General features: G+C 62.5%; 24 protein-coding genes. 6 read left to right on the plus strand and 18 right to left on the minus strand.

Translation table 11 applies throughout. The annotated features are described in order from the left end of the window. Window positions 1-16 precede the first annotated feature (16 nt). From phnY to L4923_RS23375, 4 genes are all read right to left on the minus strand, one after another. On the minus strand, window positions 17-1471 hold the full coding sequence (phnY, locus tag L4923_RS23360) for a phosphonoacetaldehyde dehydrogenase (protein ID WP_239369501.1): 1455 nt from the start codon (window positions 1469-1471) through the stop codon (window positions 17-19). A gap of 11 nt (window positions 1472-1482) precedes the next feature. Next, window positions 1483-2745 carry a phosphonoacetate hydrolase gene (phnA, locus tag L4923_RS23365; protein ID WP_239369502.1) on the minus strand — a complete coding sequence of 421 codons (1263 nt, stop codon included), beginning with the start codon at window positions 2743-2745 and terminating at the stop codon, window positions 1483-1485. Between the two features lie 94 nt (window positions 2746-2839). Continuing rightward, a complete protein-coding gene (locus L4923_RS23370; RefSeq protein WP_239369503.1) occupies window positions 2840-4042 on the minus strand; it encodes a 2-aminoethylphosphonate--pyruvate transaminase in 1203 nt (400 codons plus the stop codon). A gap of 257 nt (window positions 4043-4299) precedes the next feature. Next, complete coding sequence (locus L4923_RS23375) at window positions 4300-5964, minus strand: Na/Pi cotransporter family protein (protein ID WP_239369504.1); 1665 nt, start codon at window positions 5962-5964, stop codon at window positions 4300-4302. Window positions 5965-6063: 99 nt separating this feature from the next. On the opposite strand from L4923_RS23375, the gene L4923_RS23380 reads away from it, so the two are divergent. From L4923_RS23380 to L4923_RS23390, 3 genes are all read left to right on the plus strand, one after another. After that, a complete protein-coding gene (locus tag L4923_RS23380; RefSeq protein ID WP_239369505.1) occupies window positions 6064-6930 on the plus strand; it encodes a LysR substrate-binding domain-containing protein in 867 nt (288 codons plus the stop codon). Window positions 6931-7033: 103 nt separating this feature from the next. Next, window positions 7034-7207 carry a hypothetical protein gene (locus tag L4923_RS23385; RefSeq protein WP_239369506.1) on the plus strand — a complete coding sequence of 58 codons (174 nt, stop codon included), beginning with the start codon at window positions 7034-7036 and terminating at the stop codon, window positions 7205-7207. A 121-nt stretch (window positions 7208-7328) separates the two neighbouring features. Further along, window positions 7329-7619: a hypothetical protein gene (locus L4923_RS23390; protein ID WP_239369507.1), complete on the plus strand. Its 291-nt coding sequence runs from the start codon at window positions 7329-7331 to the stop codon at window positions 7617-7619. A 37-nt stretch (window positions 7620-7656) separates the two neighbouring features. Here L4923_RS23390 and L4923_RS23395 read toward each other — a convergent pair whose 3' ends face one another. From L4923_RS23395 to L4923_RS23420, 6 genes are all read right to left on the minus strand, one after another. Continuing rightward, a complete protein-coding gene (locus L4923_RS23395; RefSeq protein ID WP_239369508.1) occupies window positions 7657-7938 on the minus strand; it encodes a DUF982 domain-containing protein in 282 nt (93 codons plus the stop codon). A 178-nt stretch (window positions 7939-8116) separates the two neighbouring features. Further along, complete coding sequence (locus L4923_RS23400) at window positions 8117-8362, minus strand: hypothetical protein (protein WP_239369509.1); 246 nt, start codon at window positions 8360-8362, stop codon at window positions 8117-8119. Window positions 8363-8721: 359 nt separating this feature from the next. Further along, window positions 8722-8985, minus strand: coding sequence for a hypothetical protein (locus tag L4923_RS23405; RefSeq protein WP_239369510.1), 264 nt, complete (start codon window positions 8983-8985; stop codon window positions 8722-8724). Window positions 8986-9772: 787 nt separating this feature from the next. Further along, window positions 9773-10153, minus strand: coding sequence for a hypothetical protein (locus tag L4923_RS23410; RefSeq protein ID WP_239369511.1), 381 nt, complete (start codon window positions 10151-10153; stop codon window positions 9773-9775). Between the two features lie 15 nt (window positions 10154-10168). Then, complete coding sequence (locus L4923_RS23415) at window positions 10169-10534, minus strand: lysozyme inhibitor LprI family protein (RefSeq protein WP_239369512.1); 366 nt, start codon at window positions 10532-10534, stop codon at window positions 10169-10171. A gap of 246 nt (window positions 10535-10780) precedes the next feature. Continuing rightward, the gene (locus tag L4923_RS23420) at window positions 10781-11860 is read right to left on the minus strand and encodes an AbrB family transcriptional regulator (RefSeq protein ID WP_239369513.1); all 1080 of its coding nucleotides are present in this window, start codon (window positions 11858-11860) and stop codon (window positions 10781-10783) included. Between the two features lie 179 nt (window positions 11861-12039). Between L4923_RS23420 and L4923_RS23425 the strand changes: the two genes are divergently transcribed. Together L4923_RS23425 and L4923_RS23430 are read left to right on the plus strand one after the other, a co-directional pair. Further along, window positions 12040-12465, plus strand: coding sequence for a hypothetical protein (locus L4923_RS23425; RefSeq protein WP_239369514.1), 426 nt, complete (start codon window positions 12040-12042; stop codon window positions 12463-12465). Between the two features lie 352 nt (window positions 12466-12817). Further along, window positions 12818-13195, plus strand: a complete 378-nt coding sequence (locus L4923_RS23430; protein ID WP_239369515.1) for an A1S_2505 family phage non-structural protein — start codon at window positions 12818-12820, stop codon at window positions 13193-13195. 487 nt (window positions 13196-13682) lie between these two features. Here L4923_RS23430 and L4923_RS23435 read toward each other — a convergent pair whose 3' ends face one another. After that, window positions 13683-13949, minus strand: coding sequence for a hypothetical protein (locus L4923_RS23435; protein ID WP_239369516.1), 267 nt, complete (start codon window positions 13947-13949; stop codon window positions 13683-13685). Between the two features lie 228 nt (window positions 13950-14177). Next, window positions 14178-14399: a hypothetical protein gene (locus L4923_RS23440; protein ID WP_239369517.1), complete on the minus strand. Its 222-nt coding sequence runs from the start codon at window positions 14397-14399 to the stop codon at window positions 14178-14180. Between the two features lie 118 nt (window positions 14400-14517). Here L4923_RS23440 and L4923_RS23445 point away from each other — a divergent pair, with 118 nt between their 5' ends. Further along, the gene (locus tag L4923_RS23445) at window positions 14518-14670 is read left to right on the plus strand and encodes a hypothetical protein (protein ID WP_239369518.1); all 153 of its coding nucleotides are present in this window, start codon (window positions 14518-14520) and stop codon (window positions 14668-14670) included. Window positions 14671-14751: 81 nt separating this feature from the next. Here the strand turns inward: L4923_RS23445 and L4923_RS23450 are convergent, their stop codons facing one another. The 6 genes from L4923_RS23450 to L4923_RS23475 all read right to left on the minus strand — a co-directional run bounded on the left by L4923_RS23450 (window position 14752) and on the right by L4923_RS23475 (window position 18966). Continuing rightward, window positions 14752-15033 carry a DUF982 domain-containing protein gene (locus L4923_RS23450; protein ID WP_239369519.1) on the minus strand — a complete coding sequence of 94 codons (282 nt, stop codon included), beginning with the start codon at window positions 15031-15033 and terminating at the stop codon, window positions 14752-14754. A gap of 264 nt (window positions 15034-15297) precedes the next feature. Beyond that, entirely contained in the window at window positions 15298-15603 is a 306-nt protein-coding gene (locus L4923_RS23455) for a DUF982 domain-containing protein (RefSeq protein WP_239369520.1), read from the minus strand. A 139-nt stretch (window positions 15604-15742) separates the two neighbouring features. Then, window positions 15743-15943, minus strand: coding sequence for a hypothetical protein (locus L4923_RS23460; RefSeq protein WP_239369521.1), 201 nt, complete (start codon window positions 15941-15943; stop codon window positions 15743-15745). Between the two features lie 107 nt (window positions 15944-16050). Beyond that, window positions 16051-16452, minus strand: coding sequence for a GFA family protein (locus L4923_RS23465; RefSeq protein ID WP_239369545.1), 402 nt, complete (start codon window positions 16450-16452; stop codon window positions 16051-16053). A 227-nt stretch (window positions 16453-16679) separates the two neighbouring features. Next, the gene (locus L4923_RS23470; protein ID WP_239369522.1) at window positions 16680-17789 is read right to left on the minus strand and encodes a class II histone deacetylase; all 1110 of its coding nucleotides are present in this window, start codon (window positions 17787-17789) and stop codon (window positions 16680-16682) included. Window positions 17790-17808: 19 nt separating this feature from the next. Then, complete coding sequence (locus L4923_RS23475) at window positions 17809-18966, minus strand: MFS transporter (RefSeq protein WP_239369523.1); 1158 nt, start codon at window positions 18964-18966, stop codon at window positions 17809-17811. Window positions 18967-18994: the final 28 nt, after the last annotated feature.

Raw genomic sequence — 18994 nt, forward strand, 5'->3', positions numbered from 1 at the left:
CTACCCCTCGATCGCCTTACCAGGGCAGCGAGAAGGTCTTGACGTTGGTGTAGGACTTCATCGCCTCGATGACGCCTTCCTTGTAGCCATTGCCGCTGTCCTTGATGCCTCCGAACGGGCTCATCTCGATGCGGTAGCCGGGCACTTCCCAGATGTTGACGGTGCCGACCTGCAGCCCGGCAATGTATTTGTGCATGCGGCGGAAATCGTTGGTGCACACGCCCGACGACAGGCCGAAGGCGGTGGAGTTGGACAGGGCGATCAGGGCATCGTCGTCGTCCGGCGCACGGATGATCGGCACGATCGGCCCGAAGGTCTCTTCCATCACCAGTTCGGAAGCATGCGGCACGCGGTCGACGACGATCGGCGGCAGCAGCGCACCCCTGCGACCGGGATCGTAGAGCACCTCGGCACCCTGCTCGGCCGCCCTCTGAACCCGCTTCTCGAACAGCGCTGCGGCCTTCTCGTGCACGACGGTGCCGAGCTGCGTGGCCAGGTCCATGGGGTCGCCGAACACGATCTTCCTGGCGCGTTCCAGCACCATGGGCACGAAACGGTCGGCCACCTTCTCCTGCACCAGGATGCGCTTCACCGCCGTGCAGCGCTGGCCGGAATTCTTGGTGGCGCCGGCCACCGCCAGATCGGCGGCCTTGGCGAGATCGTCGTCGGAGAGATCGTTGAGGATGATCAGCGGATCGTTGCCGCCGAGCTCCAGCACCTGGCGCCGGTAGCCGGCTTTCTGGGCGATCATCTTGCCGACCGGCACGCCGCCGGTGAAGGTGATCAGGTCGATGTTGGGATTGGTGATCATCTCGTCGCCGATGTCCTTCGGCCAGCCGGTGACGACCGACAGCATCTGCGGCGGCAGGCCGGCCTCGTAAAGGATGTCGGCCAGCACCAGCGCGGTCATCGGCGTCAGCTCGGTCGGCTTGACGACGACGCAGTTGTTGGTGGCGATCGCCGGCGCGACCTTATGCGCCACCATGTTGAGCGGGTGGTTGAACGGCGTGATCGCCGAGATCGCCTTCAGCGGCTCTCGCAGCGTGAAGATCTTGCGCTGCTTGCCGTGCGGGGTGAGGTCGCAGGAGAAGATCTGGCCGTCATCCTGGATCGCCATCTGGCCGGCCAGCGTGAACACGTCGTAGGCGCGGCCGACCTCGTAGAGCGAATCCTGCTTGGAGATGCCGAGCTCCAGCGTGACGAGATCGGAGATCTCCTCCTTGCGGGCGTTGAGCAGTTCGGCGGTCTTCAGCAGGATCTTCTGGCGCTCGTATCGCGTCAGCTTCGAGGTGTAGCCGGCAGCGATCTCGAAGGCCTCCTTCGCATGCGCCGCGCCGCCGGCCGGCACCGTTCCGGCCACCGTGTCGTCCCAGGGATAACGCACCTCGACGACATCGTCGGCATCGACCTTTCGGCCTGCGATGCGCATCGGCTCGTGGCGGACCTTGATCGACGTTTCTGCCTTGGTCATGGCCCTTATCCTCACTGCGCCGGCTGCGCGGCTGCCATCACCGCGTAGTAAAAGGCATCGAAATTGCGCAACGCCGGCGCCTCGGGCTGGTTCTTCAGCACGCGGTTGGTGATGAAGGGCACGGCCTGCTCGGTGAGGCCGCCATGCGAGCGCAGGGGCTCGTCGAGCGCCGCAAGGTCATGGCGGTGTTCCGAAGTGCCGATCGTCTTGTTCTCGCCGGAGACGAGGATGATGTCGCCCATGCGATCTTGAGGCAATTCGAAGCGGGCGCAGCCTTCCTCGCGGCCGAGCACGACGGTGATGCCCTCGACCTTGGCGAGCCTGGCCATGATGTCGGCGCGATCAGTGCCCTTCGGCAGATAGGCGGTGGCGAAGGAACCGAGCGCGCCATGATGCACGACATAAGGATCGGTGATCGGCAGGATGACACGGGCAGCATCCTTGCCGAGCCACTCGTCAAGCAGGTCCTGGACATAGACCACATCAGGCGTGCCGTCGGCATGGTGCTTCGGCTTCATGCCGTGGTCGGCGGTGACGACGATGGCGGCACCCAGCGCATCGAGTTCGGCGAGATAGCGGTCGAACATGGTGTAGAAGTCGTTGGCCTGCTTCACGCCCGGCGCATATTTGTGCTGCACGTAGTCGGTGGTGGTCAGATACATGACGTCCGGCCGGAATTCCTTGAGCAGCTTGACGCCGGCCGCGAAGACGAATTCCGACAGCTCGGCGGAATAGACTTCCGGCACCGGACGGCCAAGCCAGGCCGACGCATTGTCGATGCCGTTGGCGGCCTTGGTGGTGGTGTCCGACTTCTCGGAAGAGAAGCAGATCGCGCGGTTGTCGTCATAGGCGAGGCCATGGCCCAGCAGCGCGCGCAGCTTGTCCTTGGCCGTCACCACCGCCACCTTGGCGCCGGCATCGTAGAAGGCCTTGAAGACGGTGGGCGCACGCAGGAACTTCGGATCGTTCATCATCACCTCCTCGCCCGTTTCGGGGTTGTAGAGGTAGTTGCCGCAGATGCCGTGCACCGCAGGCGGGCGGCCGGTGGCGATGGAGAGGTTGTTGGGGTTGGTGAAGCTCGGGATCACCGAATGAGCGGTGCGCACGGTGCCCCTCTGCTTGATCCGCTCCAGCGCCGGCATCAGCCCGGCCTTGATGGCTTCGTCGAGATAGGCAGGCTCGCAGCCGTCCAGGCAGATCGCAATCGCCGGCACCCGCGGCCAGGCATAGTCGCGCCCATTGGCGGACACTGTCACCGGAGACATCTGGTTCATCGGGGTGGTTCCTTGTTGGTTGGAGCAAATCCAGCAAAGTGCGTGGTGGTTGCGTCCGGGATTGCGTAAAGACAGAAAGTTGGAGCGTTTCCGATCAGGCGGCGAGCTTGGCCCGTTCGGCCAAGGCTGCCTGGGGTGGTGCGGCACTCGCGACGCCCATTTCGGCCAGCGACTGGCGGGCTGCCTCGACGACGCGGCGCATGACGTTTTCATCCATCCGCCCGATGCAGCCGACCCGGAAGGAATCGACCACGGTGAGCTTGCCGGGATAGATGATGAAGCCCTTGTCCTTCATCAGCTCGTAGAAGCGCTCGAACACGAAATTCTTGTCGGCCGGGCAGAAGAAGGTAACGATGATCGGCGACAGCCAGCGGTCGGACAACAGGGTCTCGAAACCGAGCTGGCGCATGCCCTCGACCATGACGTTGCGGTTCCGCATGTAGCGGGCACCGCGGGCGGCGACACCGCCTTCCGCCTCGTGCATGCGCAGGGCCTCGAGAAAGGCTGCGACGACATGCGTCGGTGGCGTGAAGCGCCACTGGCCGGTCTTTTCCATCGCGGCCCATTGCGCATGGATGTCGAGCGACAGCGAGTGGCTGTTGCCCTTGGCCTTTTCCAGTTCGCTCTTCCTGGCGATGACGAAACCGAAGCCCGGCACGCCTTCGATGCATTTGTTGGCCGAGGAGACCATCGCCTCGTAGCGGATCTTGCCGACTTCCAGCGGGATGGCGCCGAAAGCGCTCATGGAATCGATCAGCAGCTTGCGGCCCCTGGCGTAGGTCGCCTCGGAAATCTCGGCGACCGGGTTGAGGATGCCGGAACTCGTCTCGCAATGGATGGCGAGAACATGGGTAATGGCGGGATCGGCGTCGAGCGCCGCGCCGACCTCGTCGCCGCGCGGCGGCAGGTAGTCGCCCTTGTCGATCAGGGTGAAGGCGCGGCCGAGATATTGCATGGTCTGGGCGGCGCGCAGGCCGTAGGCGCCATTGGCCAGCACCAGCACCTTGCCGTCCTTCGGCACGAAGGAGCCGAGCATCGCCTCGACGCAGAAGGAGCCGGAGCCCTGGATCGGTACGCAGTCATATTCGGATTTCGTGTCGCCGATCAGCGCCAGCAGGCGGCGGCGCAGATCCGCCGTCATCGCCCGGAAATCGCCGTCCCACGACCCCCAGTCCTTCAACATCGCCTGCTTGACGGCGTAGGATGTCGTCAGCGGCCCCGGCGTCAGCAGATAGGGTTCGCCCAGAGCCGGCGGGTCGAAGCCTTCCACGGGCGAAAATTCGGTCTCGGCTCGCATCGACTGTCCTCCACGGCGCTCAAGGTATTGCGCTTCGACGTGAGGATTGTTGCAGAGAAAGAGCTATCTGAAAAATCGTTATTTTGTATCCGAGCATAAGGTGAGTTTATGGAATTGGCCAATGCGCTTGACGAGACCCCCACCCCTAACCCCTCCCCTCAAGGGGGAGGGGAACTTGGCATGCGGCAGCTCCCCCTCCCCCTTGAGGGGAGGGGTTAGGGGTGGGGGTTCTCTTCGCTACACTATTGCCACACCCCTCAACCCACCCGCAGCAGCCGGCTGCTGGCGAGGTCGCCGGTGCGGGTCAGCAGCGGGTAGGCGGTGGCGACCAGCAGCGAGTTGATCTCCTTGAAGGCGCGCACGGCTTCCAGATGGATGTCGCTGGTTTCGATGCTTTCGATCTTGCCCGACTGCAGTCGGCTGAGATGGCGCTCGTGGCTTTCGCGCTGCATGGCGCGGATGTGTTCCTTCTCGGCGACCAGCTGGCGCGCGGAAGCGACGTCGTTGGAGATCAGCACGTTCAGCGCAAGCTGCATGTTCTCGACCACGCGGGCGTGCATCTCGTCGAGCTCGCGCCAGCCCTCGGCGGAGAACTGCAGCGCCTTCTCGGCCCGCTCGGCCGCCAGCATCAGCAGGTTCTTGGCGACGATGTCGCCGGCATGTTCGAAATTGATGGCGACGTCGGTGAGCTCGATGCCGCGCCGCGCTTCGTCCGCCGTCAGCTGACCGCGATTGACCTCGGCGATGTAGAGCTTGATGCCGGTGTGGGTGTCGTTGATCTCATCGTCGATGCCGCGCAGCCCGGCGATCTGCTCTGGGCTGCCGGCGCGGAACATGTCCATGACCGGCCTGAACATCTGCTCGACCAGTTCGCCCATGCGCAGCAGTTCGCGCGTCGCACTGGCCAGCGCCAGCGTCGGCGTGGCGATGACCGAGCGGTCGAGCGCGCTGAGCCGTTGGCGGGCGATCTCCGCCTCCCGTTCGCCCTGCGACCCTTGCGTCATGCTGGTCGTCAGCCGGGCGACAACCCCGACAAAGGGCAGGCAAAACAGAGCCAGTGCGGCATTGAAGGCGAGGTGGAAATCGACCAGCGCCGTTGCCGGATCGAGCCCGCGCAGGACGGCAGGTACGCCGAGGCCCTCGACCGCCACCAGCGCGATGGCGGCAGCAGCCGCGCGAAACAGCAGGTTGCCGAGCGGCAGCCGCTGCGCCTTCCTGTCCATGGAGCGCGACAGCCAGAAGGCGATCAGCCCGCTGCCTGTATTGGCGCCGAGGATCAGCGGCAGGCCGGCCTCCAGCGGGATAACGCCCTGGGCGGCGAAGGCCGAGATCATCAGGATGGCGGCGACGCTGGAGTGGATCAGCCAGGTGAACAGCGCGCCGAGCAGCACCGCCATCATGGCGTCGCCGGCAAGATAACCCGAGATCACCGGCAGCAGCTCGGCGTGGCGCAGCGGGCCGGTCGCTTCGCCGATGAAGCGCAGCGACAACAGGATGAAGCCGATGCCGAGCACCATGCGCCCGGTTTCGCGCAGCCTCTGGCCGGAGAGTTTCAGGTGCATGATGCCGCCGACGGCTAGGCAGACCGGAACCAGCCAGCCGAGATCGAAGGACAGGATGCGTACCACCAGCGCCGAGCCGAAATCGGCGCCGAGCAGCAGCGCCAGCCCGACCGGCACGGCGAGCAGGCCGCTGGCGACGAAGCCGCAGGCGATCATCGCCACCGCGGTCGAGCTCTGCAGCATCACCGCCATCGCGGCACCGCCCGTTACGGCGCGGACGGTGCCGCCTTTCGCTTCGCCGAACAGCCGGCGCAGCAGGCCGGCATAGGCGCGCTCCATGCCGGTGCGCACCATGTGCACGGCATAGAGCAGAAGCAGGGTGGCGCCGGCGAGATGAAGCAGCAGAAGTGAAAAATGCATGGCCGGCTTCCCGTGAGCGAAGAAAGATCGGCCGGGCCTTTACATAAGTCAATTCGTTAGTTTCTATGATTGCATCGTCTGCATTTATGGAAAGAAGCCATGCGATACGTGCAGTTGCGGGCCTTCCACTATGTCGCCGTCTGCGGTGGTTTCTCGCGCGCGGCCGAGACGCTGTTCCTGACCCAGCCGGCGATTTCCGATCAGGTGCGCAAGCTGGAGGAAGAGTATGACGTGCTGCTCTTCAACCGCCACAAGAAGCAGGTGACGCTGACCGCGCAAGGGGAAAGACTGCTCGAGATCACCCACCGCATGTTCGACAACGAGCAGCAGGCCAACGACCTTTTGTCGGAATCGCGTGCGCTGCGCGCCGGCACGCTGCGCATCATTGCCGACGCGGCGCACCATCTGCTGCATGTGCTGGCTGCCTTCCGCGCCAAATATCCCGGCGTGCAGGTGTCGGTGCGGGCCGGCAATACCGAGACGGTGATCGCCGGGCTTTATGCCTATGAGGCGGATATGGGCGTGCTGGGCGAGATCCCGGAAAGCTCCGACTTCCAGATCCTGAAGCTCAACTCTTCGCCGATCATCGCCTTCGTCGCCCACAACCACCCGCTGGCCAGCGCCAAGCGGCTGGCGCTGGCCGACATCGTCTCGCACCCGCTGGTGCTGCGCGAGCGCGGCTCGAAGACCCGCTTCAAGCTGGAAGCCCTAGCCGCCGAGATGCGCGTCGACCTGAAGCCGGCGATCGAGGCCGAGGGCCGCGAGGCCGTGCGCGAGATCGTGGCCTCCGGCGCCGGCGTCGGCTTCGTCACCCGCGCCGAATTCGGCTATGACGGCCGCCTGAAGCCGATCCAGATCGATGCGCCGGAAGTGCTGATGGACGAAGCCCTGATCTGCCTGCGCGAACGCGCCAGCGGCAAGCTGGTCAAGGCGTTCTGGGACCTGGCGATGAGTTTGCCGGGTTGAGGGACATGATGCGTGTTTGTCCGCTTGAGAGCGGTGAGCCTCGGGCTGCATTCTCATGGGCGAAGCGGAATGAGCGGCGCACGGCAAGGCGGAGGAAAGCGACATGAGCTTCACGCTCTTTCTTGCGGTGTTCACGGCCGCGATCTGCGCCGTCGGCATCGCGATCATGGGCAGAATGCCATTTCCCCCGCTTCTGATATGGGCGGGCAGGATGATTGTGATCCTGGTCGCCGGCGCAACCATTTATGCCGGATTGCAGGCGCAGTGGGGGCAGTGAAGCCGGAGCCACGAGGATTGGGCAGCAAGGTGATGGAACGCGGCTTTCTGCTCCTCGATGTGCTTACGTCTGTCTGGCTTCGCCGATATGAAGGGATCTCGCTCGTGAGGACCGCGTCATCGTGAAAATGATCGCAGCCGGGGTCGGCTTGGGCTTGGTGGGGTTCCTCGTCGCGGTCTTCGCAGCGGGCGCCGGACATGGCACGAACATTCCAGGCTTCGTCGTGGTGCCATGGATGATGCTGCTGTTGCTGGCCCGCGCCGAGACCCTGATCCTGTTGCTCGCCGCCTGCGTCCAGTTCGTGGTCTACCTCTGGGCAATTCGCTCCAGGCCGATACTTGCCTTGCCGATCGGCATAGCGCACTGCGCCGCCGCGGTCTGGGGGATGCACCTCAACGGGATTCTCTTCTGACGCGAAGCCTCGCGAGAACGCAGCCGCGACTGTCTGATCAAGCGGACAGCCATTCCTCGGCAGCCCGCATCGCGGCGATTTCCAGTGCTTCGGGGGCCAGTATGCCGACCTTGCTGGCGAAGGCCTCGAACGCGCTGTGTGCGGCCGAAACGCTGCCGCCGAGGAGAGCCGCGCGAACTGCAGCCAGGGCCGCGGCGTGAGCAAAGCCTCTGGACCCCGACCATTCGTTCAGAACCTCAAAAGCCGCCTCCACGGATTCCACATCCATAGGGAAACCCAGGCCGACGAAAATGGGAACAGGCCGCGCGAACAGTGTCATGGGGCTACCTCGTTTCTGAGCAATACCGAGATTATCCGGCCCGCCAAGAACGAGCGATCCGACACTTCGTTGCAAATAAGTCATCCCTTCGGAGGAAGGGTATGAATGCACTTACGCAAAGGAATGGCCGACCTGCGGCAACCGGATAAACACGCCTGGAGGCCACGGCAGGGAAACGTCACCCTTTGTCGCCACCGACAATTGGCTTGTCGGTCGGACGAGGCGTGAGGCCCGCCTTCCGCGGTCCTTCGATATCACGGTTGGCAACATGGCTCTTGGACGTGTCGCGCGCCTCCGAAGAAGCACCGCTGGTCTCCGGTGCTGCCGGAGCCTGGCGCTTATCATTGCCAGCGAGATCACGCTTTTCGGTTCGCGTTCCGCCGTCATCAGGCGAGCGGACGGGCGGTGTGTTGGTGTTCGACATAGCAGGTCTCCTTTTCAGCCTAACCGGCTGGTCGGGAGAAGGTTGCAGCAATGAATGCGCCGGGTGGCCACAGCGGATTTTCGAGCGCGCCGCGATGACAATGCCGTTTGGCGCCTTGTCAGGGCACAACACGCGTCATTCGAGGTAGCCTCGGATAGCCACGCACTGGTGAAGCCGAAGCTCTACCACCGCGCGGATGATGCTACCCCGACCTATACACCCGGCCTCTGAAGCGGACATCGCCAAGCACATCGAGAAGTGAACCAGCGACGCGAGGAAGCGGAGCGGCAGCGGAAGGCCGCGCTGAAACGGGCGGAGGAAGAGGCGAAGCTCGCCAGGAAGCGCCGGAAGCAGGCGGCTTAGCTTTCCGGCTTGAGTTCGGTAACAAGCTCACTCTTCAACGCTTCGGCAATGGCGTCGATGGTTGCGCCGCGATCGATCAGCATCATTGCCTGTATCAAAGTGGTGAAACTCTCAACGTCGCAACTCCAACTCCAGAGAGAAGACCGCTCGCCGCCGCCAGTCCACCATGTAAATGACAGGTAATCTCGGTTGGTCTCGGGCGTTAACTTTCGCTCGTATGAAGTATTCTGAACGTTGATCCGGCGAACGCGGATAGTCATGCCCATTCTCCCAATGCCCGTCATGAGAGCTTCGCCCAAGCGATGGCGGAGGGCAAGATGGAGGATCTCAACAAGCTATTGGGAGCTGCGAGCCGGCGAAGCTCGCAAGAAATTTAGGTTCCCTCTCGAGAGGCAATGAGATTTTTGGCTAGGCCCAGAACGGTGCCGGGATTTTCTCTATGGCACTCCGCCAGCAACCATGCCGACTGCTTATCATGGTCCTTCAGCAACTCGTAACAGTGGTCCAAGATGCGTTGCTCGTTGTTTTCCCGGGCAGCATTCTTTGCCGCCTCCCTGTAGGCAAAAAACTCCGTTCGTTGGTCGCTGTCTCCTGGAACCCCAGTGTAAAGACACCATAGCAGAACTTTTTGTGATCTATCAGGATCGCAACCCATGCCCCACTCCCCAAGGTTTGAAAACAATCAAAGGTAATCAAACGTGGCTCGCGGTGGCAAGAGAATAGGGGCTGGGCGCAAAGCCGGGACCGCTACGAAGCGAACGCGCGCGATTGGGGAAACGTCACCAAGGCATGGCTAAAGTCTATCGCGCGAGCTTTTCCGCCCCATGCTCGCATGGTGCTGAATGTCACGTATGGCAAGGTGAGGGCAGCAACTGCGCCAGACCCTTTAGTTCTCCAGTCACGGCACCAGAGACCTAGGCGGCGCAGACAAGAAAAACAGCGCGACGACCAGCAGCCTGAGCCAGATCGGGTTTTGTCTGCCAGGAGTTATAGTTTCCTCCCGCGCCGGCCTCTCATCCCCAACCAGAAACGGGCGGACGGACGAGGTTAGTCGGCGTCTGGATTGTCGACTGCGCAACCTACGCCGTTGCACCCCTGGTAGTTGCCTTCGGTATCAAAGTTCGGATTGCCGTCCTTGTCATAGCTTGGACGAGGGTCGATGGCGTCGTCATTGTTGCGGCGGGCGGCCTTGCGGTCTTTGTCGCGTTGTTCCCTGTCGTGCAGACGGTCGAGATATCTCTGGTCGTCTTCGTCGCGCTGAGCGCTTTGTTTCATCATACAGTTTGCAAAGGCATCAGTCCCCGGCTGGAAGCCAAAGGAAGCGCATTTGTTCTGATCGGCTGTGCGTTGATCTTCGGCGCTGACACAACCCGCTGCGGCCAATGGCAGAAGCACGGCCAGAAGATATCTCGCCTTGAATGCTGGCATCGTCGTTTTTCCTGGTTATTCTGTTGGAACCGGACAGGCGAGGTCGCCTTCCTGGCAGTTGAGATAAGCCTTCAACTGCTTGGTGCGTTGGGTCGTTAGTGTTGCCTTGCATGCGGTGGCAACCATCGGCGCAGCCGATCCGCCGTCATCGCCGCTGGATTGGAAAGTGCACTCAGCATCGCGAAATGCAATCCAGGCTCGCTGCGCTTTAACGAACCGGGTCTTGCCCTCCGTGTCATCCGACAGACGTCGCTCGATCTGCTTGAACGTCGCGTTCAGGATTGCATCAGCCTTCTTGAAATCAGCAGCCGGGTCGGAGCCTGCAAATGCAGCGCAGCAGGTTAATGAAAGTACTGTTGCAGCAAAAATTACGTGTCGCATGCGTTATCCATTCATCTGATAAATGCAAATACTATCCACGGGCACATAAACTTATTCAATCGGCCGTCGGTATTTACCGTTAGCGTAAGGTTGACGATGTCTGCAGAAGGCGAACGGTCCAGTCCGTTCCCGAGCTAAAGAGCGAGCGCTGGGAACTTCCGTCCGACGACGGCAAGCGCCGACACATCGATCGAAACACCATAGGCAAGCCGGCTAATCATTTGGATCAGCTGGCAGCCGACGCCGTCACCTCAGCGTCCGGGCAACAAGCCGCGAGATGCTTGGTCCAGCCAGCAGGACCACGAGGAAGCGGGCGGCCTGCAGCGCCATCACGAAGGAAAGATCGACCCGATCCGATGCGGCTGCGATGATGGCCACCGAATCCATGCCGCCTGGGCTGGTCGCCAGATAGGCGGTGAGCGGATCGACGTCGAACATCAAGACGATAAGCCATGCCATCAGGCCGCAGAAAGCCATCAGCGCAAGAATGGAGGCAATGATCGGCGGCAGAGCCCGTGTGGCATGACGCACGGTATGGATGGTGAAATTCAGGCCGATGGTCCAGCCGATGGCGACGTAGCTGACTGCCAGCAGCCATTCGGGTATCTGCATCGTCTGACCGAAAGCCAGATGGACAATGCCGCCGAGAATGAAAGCGCCGAGGAAGAACGGCGACGGCAAACGCGCCATCCTGCCTGCGAAACCGCCAACCGCGGCAACGACCAGCGTCAGACCGAAAGCCGGCCAGTCGAGCGGCGGGAACCAGACGATTGCCGGTTCGGCGACACCCGATCTGTCCACCCACAGCCGCGCCACGACGGCTGCCGCAATGGTGACGATCACCACGCGCAGATATTGCATGAAGGCGACGAGGCGCTGGTCGGCCCCGAATGCGCCTGCCATCAGCACCATCGCGGTGGACGCACCGGGTGCAGCGCCCCAGACGCCGGTGGTCCCCGGCAGGATGTCGAGGCGGCTGATCAGCCAGCCGAGCAGGCTGGACGCCGCCAGCGTTGCCAGCACGACAACCAGCACCAGCACCCATCCCTCGGCCAGCGTCGAAAAGATGCCGAGCGAGATCGACCCTGCGATCAGGCAGCCGATGATCGCCTGCGCCGACGCGAATGCCAAGCGCGGCACGCGCACGGTGGCTCCATTGACGCCGGCCACGATCCCCGCGACCAGCGAACCGATCAGCAGCGCCGCCGGCAGGTGGACCAGCTCGAGCAGCACGATCAGCACCAGCGTCAACGGAACCAAAGCCAGCCACTGCGCTGGCTTGGCAAGGACGGCTAATCGGGAGGGCGACTCGGTATCGATGGTCATCTCAGGCCTACAATACCGCCATAGACCAACACGCCGTAAGATCCAACGCTTGTCCCCTACCCTGTGAAAGGCAAGCGCAAGAAACAGGCAGCGCAGGCGGCCGGGTCTGATAGGTTCAGGTCGGGTTGTTCTGGGTAAGCTGGCTCCAGAACTATTTGAGCGGGCCTCGCGGAGTTGAAATGCAACGATACCCCGAAGGTGTCGACTGTGTCTGGCTGGCGGTGGACGATCGCGGAATGCTGGCCGGGTTCATCACGGCTGGATCAGGGCCGATCCCCGGTTCGGTCCTGGCGCACGCAACTGATGTGGCCGATATCGAAGGCCTGTTGCAGGACCTGCTCCCGGCGGCCTCCGAGGCCAGCCTGCGTGTCGAAATTCCGAAAGCAGACAGCTATCTCGCGCTCTGCCGGCGCGGTTTCCATGTCTACGACTGGACCGACATACACGCCTCGGCGGCACGCTCGAAGGGCACCTACGAGCTGGTGGCGGTTCCATCGAAGCCTCTGTTTGTCGGGCAATTGCCAGCGGAGTTACGCATACTGGCCTGTCCAGTGGCGGATGGCCAATTGATAGGGGCCGAGCGTATCGATGTGAGAAGCGAATAGAACATCTCTCGCACGTCAGTGCCGACAATACGCTGGCACGACTGTCTCTCGGAGGCGTCAGCCCGCGTCTCCGAACTGCTCTTCCGACTGAAAAGGGATGGAGCCAGTGCTCCCGACACTTCGTCCAGTTCTCATAGTGGAGATGATGTTCGTCGGCTCCCGGTCGAGCGCCAGGCCATAATTACAGCCCCCAAGGCCTCAACAAAAACAGGTGGAAAGCTCCTGCCCTCACAGATCTTCGTGAGCCCCGCGCAGGCACGCAGGGCAAAGTTTCTATTGAAGTCCTGAGGGCCAATTCAAGGTGCGTCTCATTTCGGATAGGGTTCAATCCAATCGTGCGACGAGGGCAGGAATGAGCGAAGACAAGGTCACGCCGGTGTTTGTGTTCGGGAGCAATCTTGCCGGCCGACATGGCAAGGGAGCGGCGTTGTGGGCAAAACAACACCGTGGCGCCATCTACGGCCAGGGTGAGGGCCAGCAAGGAAACAGCTACGCCATTCCCACCAAGGATGCGCGCATCAAGACGCTGCCACTGGCAGATATCGAGCAGGCGGCTGCGCGCTTCAAGGCGTTCGCGCGCGCGAATCCCGAACTGACATTCCAATTGACGCCGATCGGATGCGGGCTCGCCGGCTATACGCCGGAGCAGATCGCGCCAATGTTCCAGGATGCCCCGCCGAACGTTCAGCAGCCTGACGAATTCAAGGCCGTATTCGAGAACAAGAAGTGACATTGCATCGGGGCCGACAAAACGGATAGGCCGCGCCGGCCAGGAGTAGGGCCTCCCAGTATGAAGATGCTGGCGGATTTCTCACAGGCGCCTGTCTCTTGATCGGTCATCAGGATGCGTAAGCGACGGAAACGAGCGGTGCAGGCCGCCGCTGAATTATCGGTCGAGTGATGCTTCGGCAGAACGTGGCCAACTTCCCACGCAAATCGGGCAAGCTGCAAGCACCCCACGCACGGCTTGTCCTGCTGGCGTAGGGATGGCATTCTGGCTCTACGTCGGTTGCAGAATAGTAACGCCACGCACCAGCGTGATGGAGAAATCCTTGCGGGTTCGACTCCCGTCTGGCGAAACTTATTAAGCGGGCTCGACTGCCGGCTGGCTCATCCCTATTCCAGCTTCGCTCGATCGATCGCTAGGCTTCTCCGAAGCGCGCGAGTGCCTCCAACTCTCGGATGCAAAACCGATACGCAGTTTTGCCGGAATTGCTCTAGTTCTTCTTCATCATGGCCTTCCCAGCCTCTTCGAGATGCATGGCGCACTCGTCGTTCTTTTTGGCTTTCATAGCATCCTTGGCCATTTCCATGTGCTTCATGGCCTCGTCCTTCTGCATCTTCATGGACTCGCCTTTCATGGCGTCCATCTCGGCCTGAACCTTCATCATGGAAGCGTCATCGCATTTCATGGACATCGCATTTGCAGCAAATGTGGATTGGGCAAACGCGAGACCGGCGGCGATCATGATGGATTTGCGCATTCTCATTCTCCTCCAATGACGGGGAATGTCCTCCCCATCCTCAAGGTTCGCGCGAAAGAGGTATTTGTTACCTCACACCGAATCCTGCCACCAATCTTCATTGTGCGGGTGGAAGAGGTCAGCCCATCCGAGATTCCATCCTGCGGTGGATCTAGGTGACCGACTGGATAACGATGGCCGTCAGGCCCGTCTTTCTGTGTTCCCGGACTGCCGGGTCGAGCGCAGCGTTTACTGGCCCTTCATGCGCAGCACGATCCCCAGGAACAGCAGCGCCGCGCCGACGCCACCCATCGCGGCACCCATCACGGTGTAGATCCTGTTCAGCGCTTCGGCCGGGTTGGTGGCTCTCCAGGCGCCGGAGCTGGTCTGCGTGATCATGTAGACCGCGCCAGCCAGCAGCAGGGCTTCGAAGACCGCCGTCAGAATGAAGATGCGGGTGGATTTTCTCACAGGTGCCTCCTGATCGCTCATCGGCATGGATAAGCGGTCGCGGACAAGCGGTCCAGCGTTCGGAAAGCAATCGGAACGGTTCTTCTCCTGACGAATTGGGCTTCAAAGGAGAAAAACGATGTTCACAGATGGATTATGGCTTTTTGCCGTGGCTGGCGGCCCGATAATCCTGGCGGCGGTGCTCATCTATGCGCTCATGCGGCAGCGTCGCCGTTCGCCTGCCGAGCAGAAGGAAGCCGACCGCAAGACCGACGAGCTTTATCGCGACTGACAGATGCGAAAATTTTCCCCCAGCAAGGGACAACACCGACGGCTGGCGAGGGCGGCCGCATGATACGACCGCCCTTCGAGATCAGACGTGGCTGCTCCTGCCGCCCCTGATCGGCGGCGGCAACCAGTCTTCGGCGATAAGGCCTTTCTTGGTGGCGAAGGCCACGAAGACACCACGGGCCGTCTCCGGATCGACGTCGCCGGTCAGCGCTGCTTTGCAGGCACGGATTGCCGCGCGCTGTTCGGGACTGTTTCCGCAATATTCCATCGCGAACTGATAGGCGTCGACGACGGAATTCAGTTGCCGGGGAAATCCAAGGCCTACCCATACCCGGACCGGCTCTTTGAAAGGCTGCGAAAGCATCGAAACCTCCCACTGTTTTCCACTATGCCGGTTTGCCGATCCGACGAAATCCGGCCAAGCTTTGCAACGGTCTCTCGCTCATCGAAATCTCCAATGTTCCGAACGATTTCAACTGTTTGAGTGTCGGCCGCCCCAGCAAGGGCAGCGGCTTGCGCAAAAATATGTGAAAGCGGGTTCTGGACGTCAAGACCATGCGAACCGCCATCACCAACCCGCTTGACGCTGCCGCCCTTTCTGGAAACGCGACGTTCCAGCGAGGGCAGCTCAGGCAACCATTCCGCCGCCTTGGCCGGACTTTGCGCTGGTCATCCAAGGCAAGGGCGTTTCCACGACTTCGAGGATTCTCGCGGAGCGCGCGAAACCTTCGAAAGCCGATTTCGCATAGGAGAGCGGATAATCGCTCTGGAAGGCCTGCTGGCAGGCGCGGACCGCGGTCTGGTAGATCGGGGTGCGGCGGGTTTTGGGCCATTCATAGAGAAATTCGAGAGCGTCTTCGAGGCACGCTATCTCCTGGATGAGGCTGTTTCCGTCCTTGACGAATACAGGGCTGTCGAACATCCGATCGTTCATCAGATCCTCCAAATCGAACGACAAAAAGGTTTCGGGGCAGGTCACGGACCGACAGCGGCGGCGACCTGCGATCGATATGTGAATGGCGATTGCGGGCGTCAAGATGATGCCCGTCATCAAACCATCGGGGCGTGCGAAGTTATGAAGGGGAGCCGGCCTTGAGCCGCTTCGCGCTCAGATACATGAGCGCCGAGGCTGCCTTGGCGCGGTCCCAGCCCGCTGCCTCGGAATCGTCGAGCAACCTGTCGACGTGATCGGCCAGGGCTTGCTGGCAGTCAGCGTCATAAGCGACCTCGTTGGGCCGATATTGCGGTTTCTTGATCAGTGGTTCCTTTGCCATCCGTGTGACCCGTGCATGTTCCTTACGGCATGGCTTTTACCGTATTAGGCAATGGCGTCAATGAGTTAGATCGCATAGCCGGTGGATGGGAACCAACCTGCGGACGGTCATTCGCGATCCTCGTCGAACTGCTCGGCCGAACGCAGAGGCCGAAGCCAGGGCTCCCGGCGCTTCGTCCAGATCTCGTAGGCCGGGGCGAAGCCGGTGGGTGCCTGGTCGAGCGCACCGCCCATGATCTCCGCCTCTTCGGCGCGCAGCGAAAACACGCGCGACCCGCAGGTCTGGCAGAAGCTCCTGCCTTCGTAGGTCTTGGTCGGGCCCGTGCATGCAAAGGCCGAGCGCTCCCATACCAGGAACATGGCAAAGGCGCTGCCGCTGGCCCGGCGGCAGTCGTGGCAATGGCAGAGCCCGATGCGGGTCGGCTCGCCCTGGAGCGTGAATCTCACCGCGCCGCACAGGCAGGCACCCGTCGTTGCGGTCTCGGCGCGAGGCGCCGCCTTTTTCCGCAGTGCCGGCGTCCCGGCCGCGTCCGTCTCGTCGATCGCGGTTTCCTTCTCCAGACGCCGGACCTTTGCCATCGCGCGATCTCCCATTTCGCGTTCGAACGGCTGAGCAGGCCACACGTTCCCCGGGAGTGGCGTCGCGGAAGCGATTTTTCGCCGCGACACGATCCGGGTCAGACCGCCCAGGAGCAAGGCTACCGCAGGCAGACCACACAGCCCGAAGGCGAGCCGGCCTACAGCCGGAATGCCTGCGCCAGTTCGTCGAGCAGCTGGAACTGCAACGCATCGAAGCGTTCGCTGGGTTGCCACAGCTCGGCCATCTCCAGCAGCGGATCGACGACGTCGCTGGTTTCGCCTGACAAGGCCTCCACCAAAGCGTGGCCGCAGAACGGAACATAGGTCTCCGAATAGCCGCCCTCATGGACCACGACCAATCGGCCCCGGCAGAGACGATCGGCGGCGTCGCGGATGCTCTGCGTCATGGCGCGGTAACTGTTGCTGTGCAGGTTCATGCGCGCCAGCGGGTCGACGGCAGAGGCGTCGAGGCCGCTCGCGACCACGATCAGCTCGGGCTGAAAGGCTTCCAGCGCCGGAATGACGATGCGCTCGAAGGCGCGCATATAGACCGCGTGGCCACCGCCCGGCAGCAGCGGGATGTTGATGTTGGCGCCCGCTCCCTTGCCGGCGCCGCGATCCTCTCCGCCGCTGTATCCCGGCGGGAAGCAGCCTTCCTGATGCAGCGAAATGGTCAGCGTATTGGCATCTTCATAATAGATGGTCTGCGTGCCGTTGCCGTGATGGACGTCCCAGTCCACGACCGCGACGCGCTCGACCTTGTGTTTTTGCCGCGCCGCTTCGACGGCGATCGGGATGTTGGCCAGCAGGCAGAAGCCCATCGGCGTTTCGGGCAGGCAGTGATGTCCTGGCGGACGCGACAGCGCATAGGCGTTCTGCAGCGTGCCGGACAACACGGCATCGATTGCCGCGCTTGCCAGGCCCGCAGACAGCGCCGCGATTTCATAGCTGCCGACGCCGAAGGGCGCGCTCACGCCAAGGTCGCCGCCGGAGGTATCGCTGACCCGCTTGAATTCATCCAGATAGCTGGCGGGATGGATGCGCAGCAGATCCTCGCGGCCGACCGGTTCGGCGGAGCGCACATCCAGTTTGGCGGCAAGGCCGGAGACTTGGAGCAGGGACAGGAAGCGCCGCTTAGAATCAGGCGATTCCGCGAAACCAGCCGCAGACGGCGGCTGCACCCAGCCGCCCACCGGCAGCACGAGCGACTGGATGCCGCCCGTGTGCCAGAAGGTTCGTTCGTCGGTGAAGAAACCCGTCTTCTTCATTGCTCGTTCCTCGGCTTGGTCATGGATTTGCTCGCGGAGACAAAAGCAGGCAGGCGAAGGACAAGAGCCCGCAGGCGGCGGCCGCGACGAATACGGATTGCAGGCTCCAGGCCGCATCGAGCATGGTTCCGGCAAACAGCGGCCCCAGCGACAGCCCCGTGCCGATGATCATCGTGGTCGATGCGACGAGCCGACCGGACGGATCGCGGCTGGCCACCTCGGCGATGATGAAGGGCAACACGAAGGTCCAGGCGAATTTGAAGGCGCAGATGGCCGCGATGTAGCCGAGGCCGTCCTTGAGCAGCGCCAGCGCGACGACCGACAGGACGAGGATGGCGTAGCCGAGCAGCAGCATAAGCCGGCGAGCGACACGACCGCCCAGGAACGAGGCGATCAAAGCCCCGGCGATGCCGAACAGCGTGGCGGTTGCCAGGATGTTGCCGATGCCGGCAGGCTGCAGATCCGCCTGTTCCGCCGCCATGCTGGCGAAGGTCCAGACGCCGCCGATGGCGATGTAGAAGGCAAGGATGGCGGTTACAGCCAAGATGGCGAGCAGGACAAACCGGCTGCTGGGTGCGGACCGCGGGCCCGCTGGTTTCGACGCTGCCGGCGCGCGGAAGCCCTTGTAGAGCGGGGCGAGCAACAGCGTGAGGATGGCCAGCACGAAGTAGAAGGATTTCAGCCCGAAGCCGGCAAACAGATGCGGCAGCACAGCGAGGCCTATCGCGCCGGCGACGAGTTGCCCGACGACCCAGTAGCCGAATACCCGCTCGGGATTGTCGGCGTCCTGCGCGCTGACCATCGACAGGACCATCAGGGTCCCGCCGCCGAAGCCGGTGAAGGCGCGCAGGAGCAGAAGCGTCGCATAGTCAGAGAGCAGCAGCGCGGTCGCCAGGTTGCCGATGACGAACACGGCCAAGGCGATGATGCCGACGACATGGACGTTGACGCGGCCGAGCCAGAACAGGCCCAGCAGGGATGCAGCGCTGAAGGCGCCGTTCTCGACGAAGAAATAGGTGCCGATCTGCGACGGGCCGACGCCCAGTTCCGCGCCAAGTTGCGCGGCCAGCGCCGGCGCCACCAGCAGCGCCATCGGCGTGATTGCGGCAAAGGCCACGAGCGCGATGACGGTCAGACGTGAAGAGGCCGCCACGGAGGCGATGGACGACGTGCTCATGCACGCTGCCTCGCTTTGATCCCTGCCA

It is taken from the genome of Terribium retamae (genome assembly GCF_022347545.1).
Lineage (GTDB): Bacteria > Pseudomonadota > Alphaproteobacteria > Rhizobiales > Rhizobiaceae > Mesorhizobium > Mesorhizobium retamae.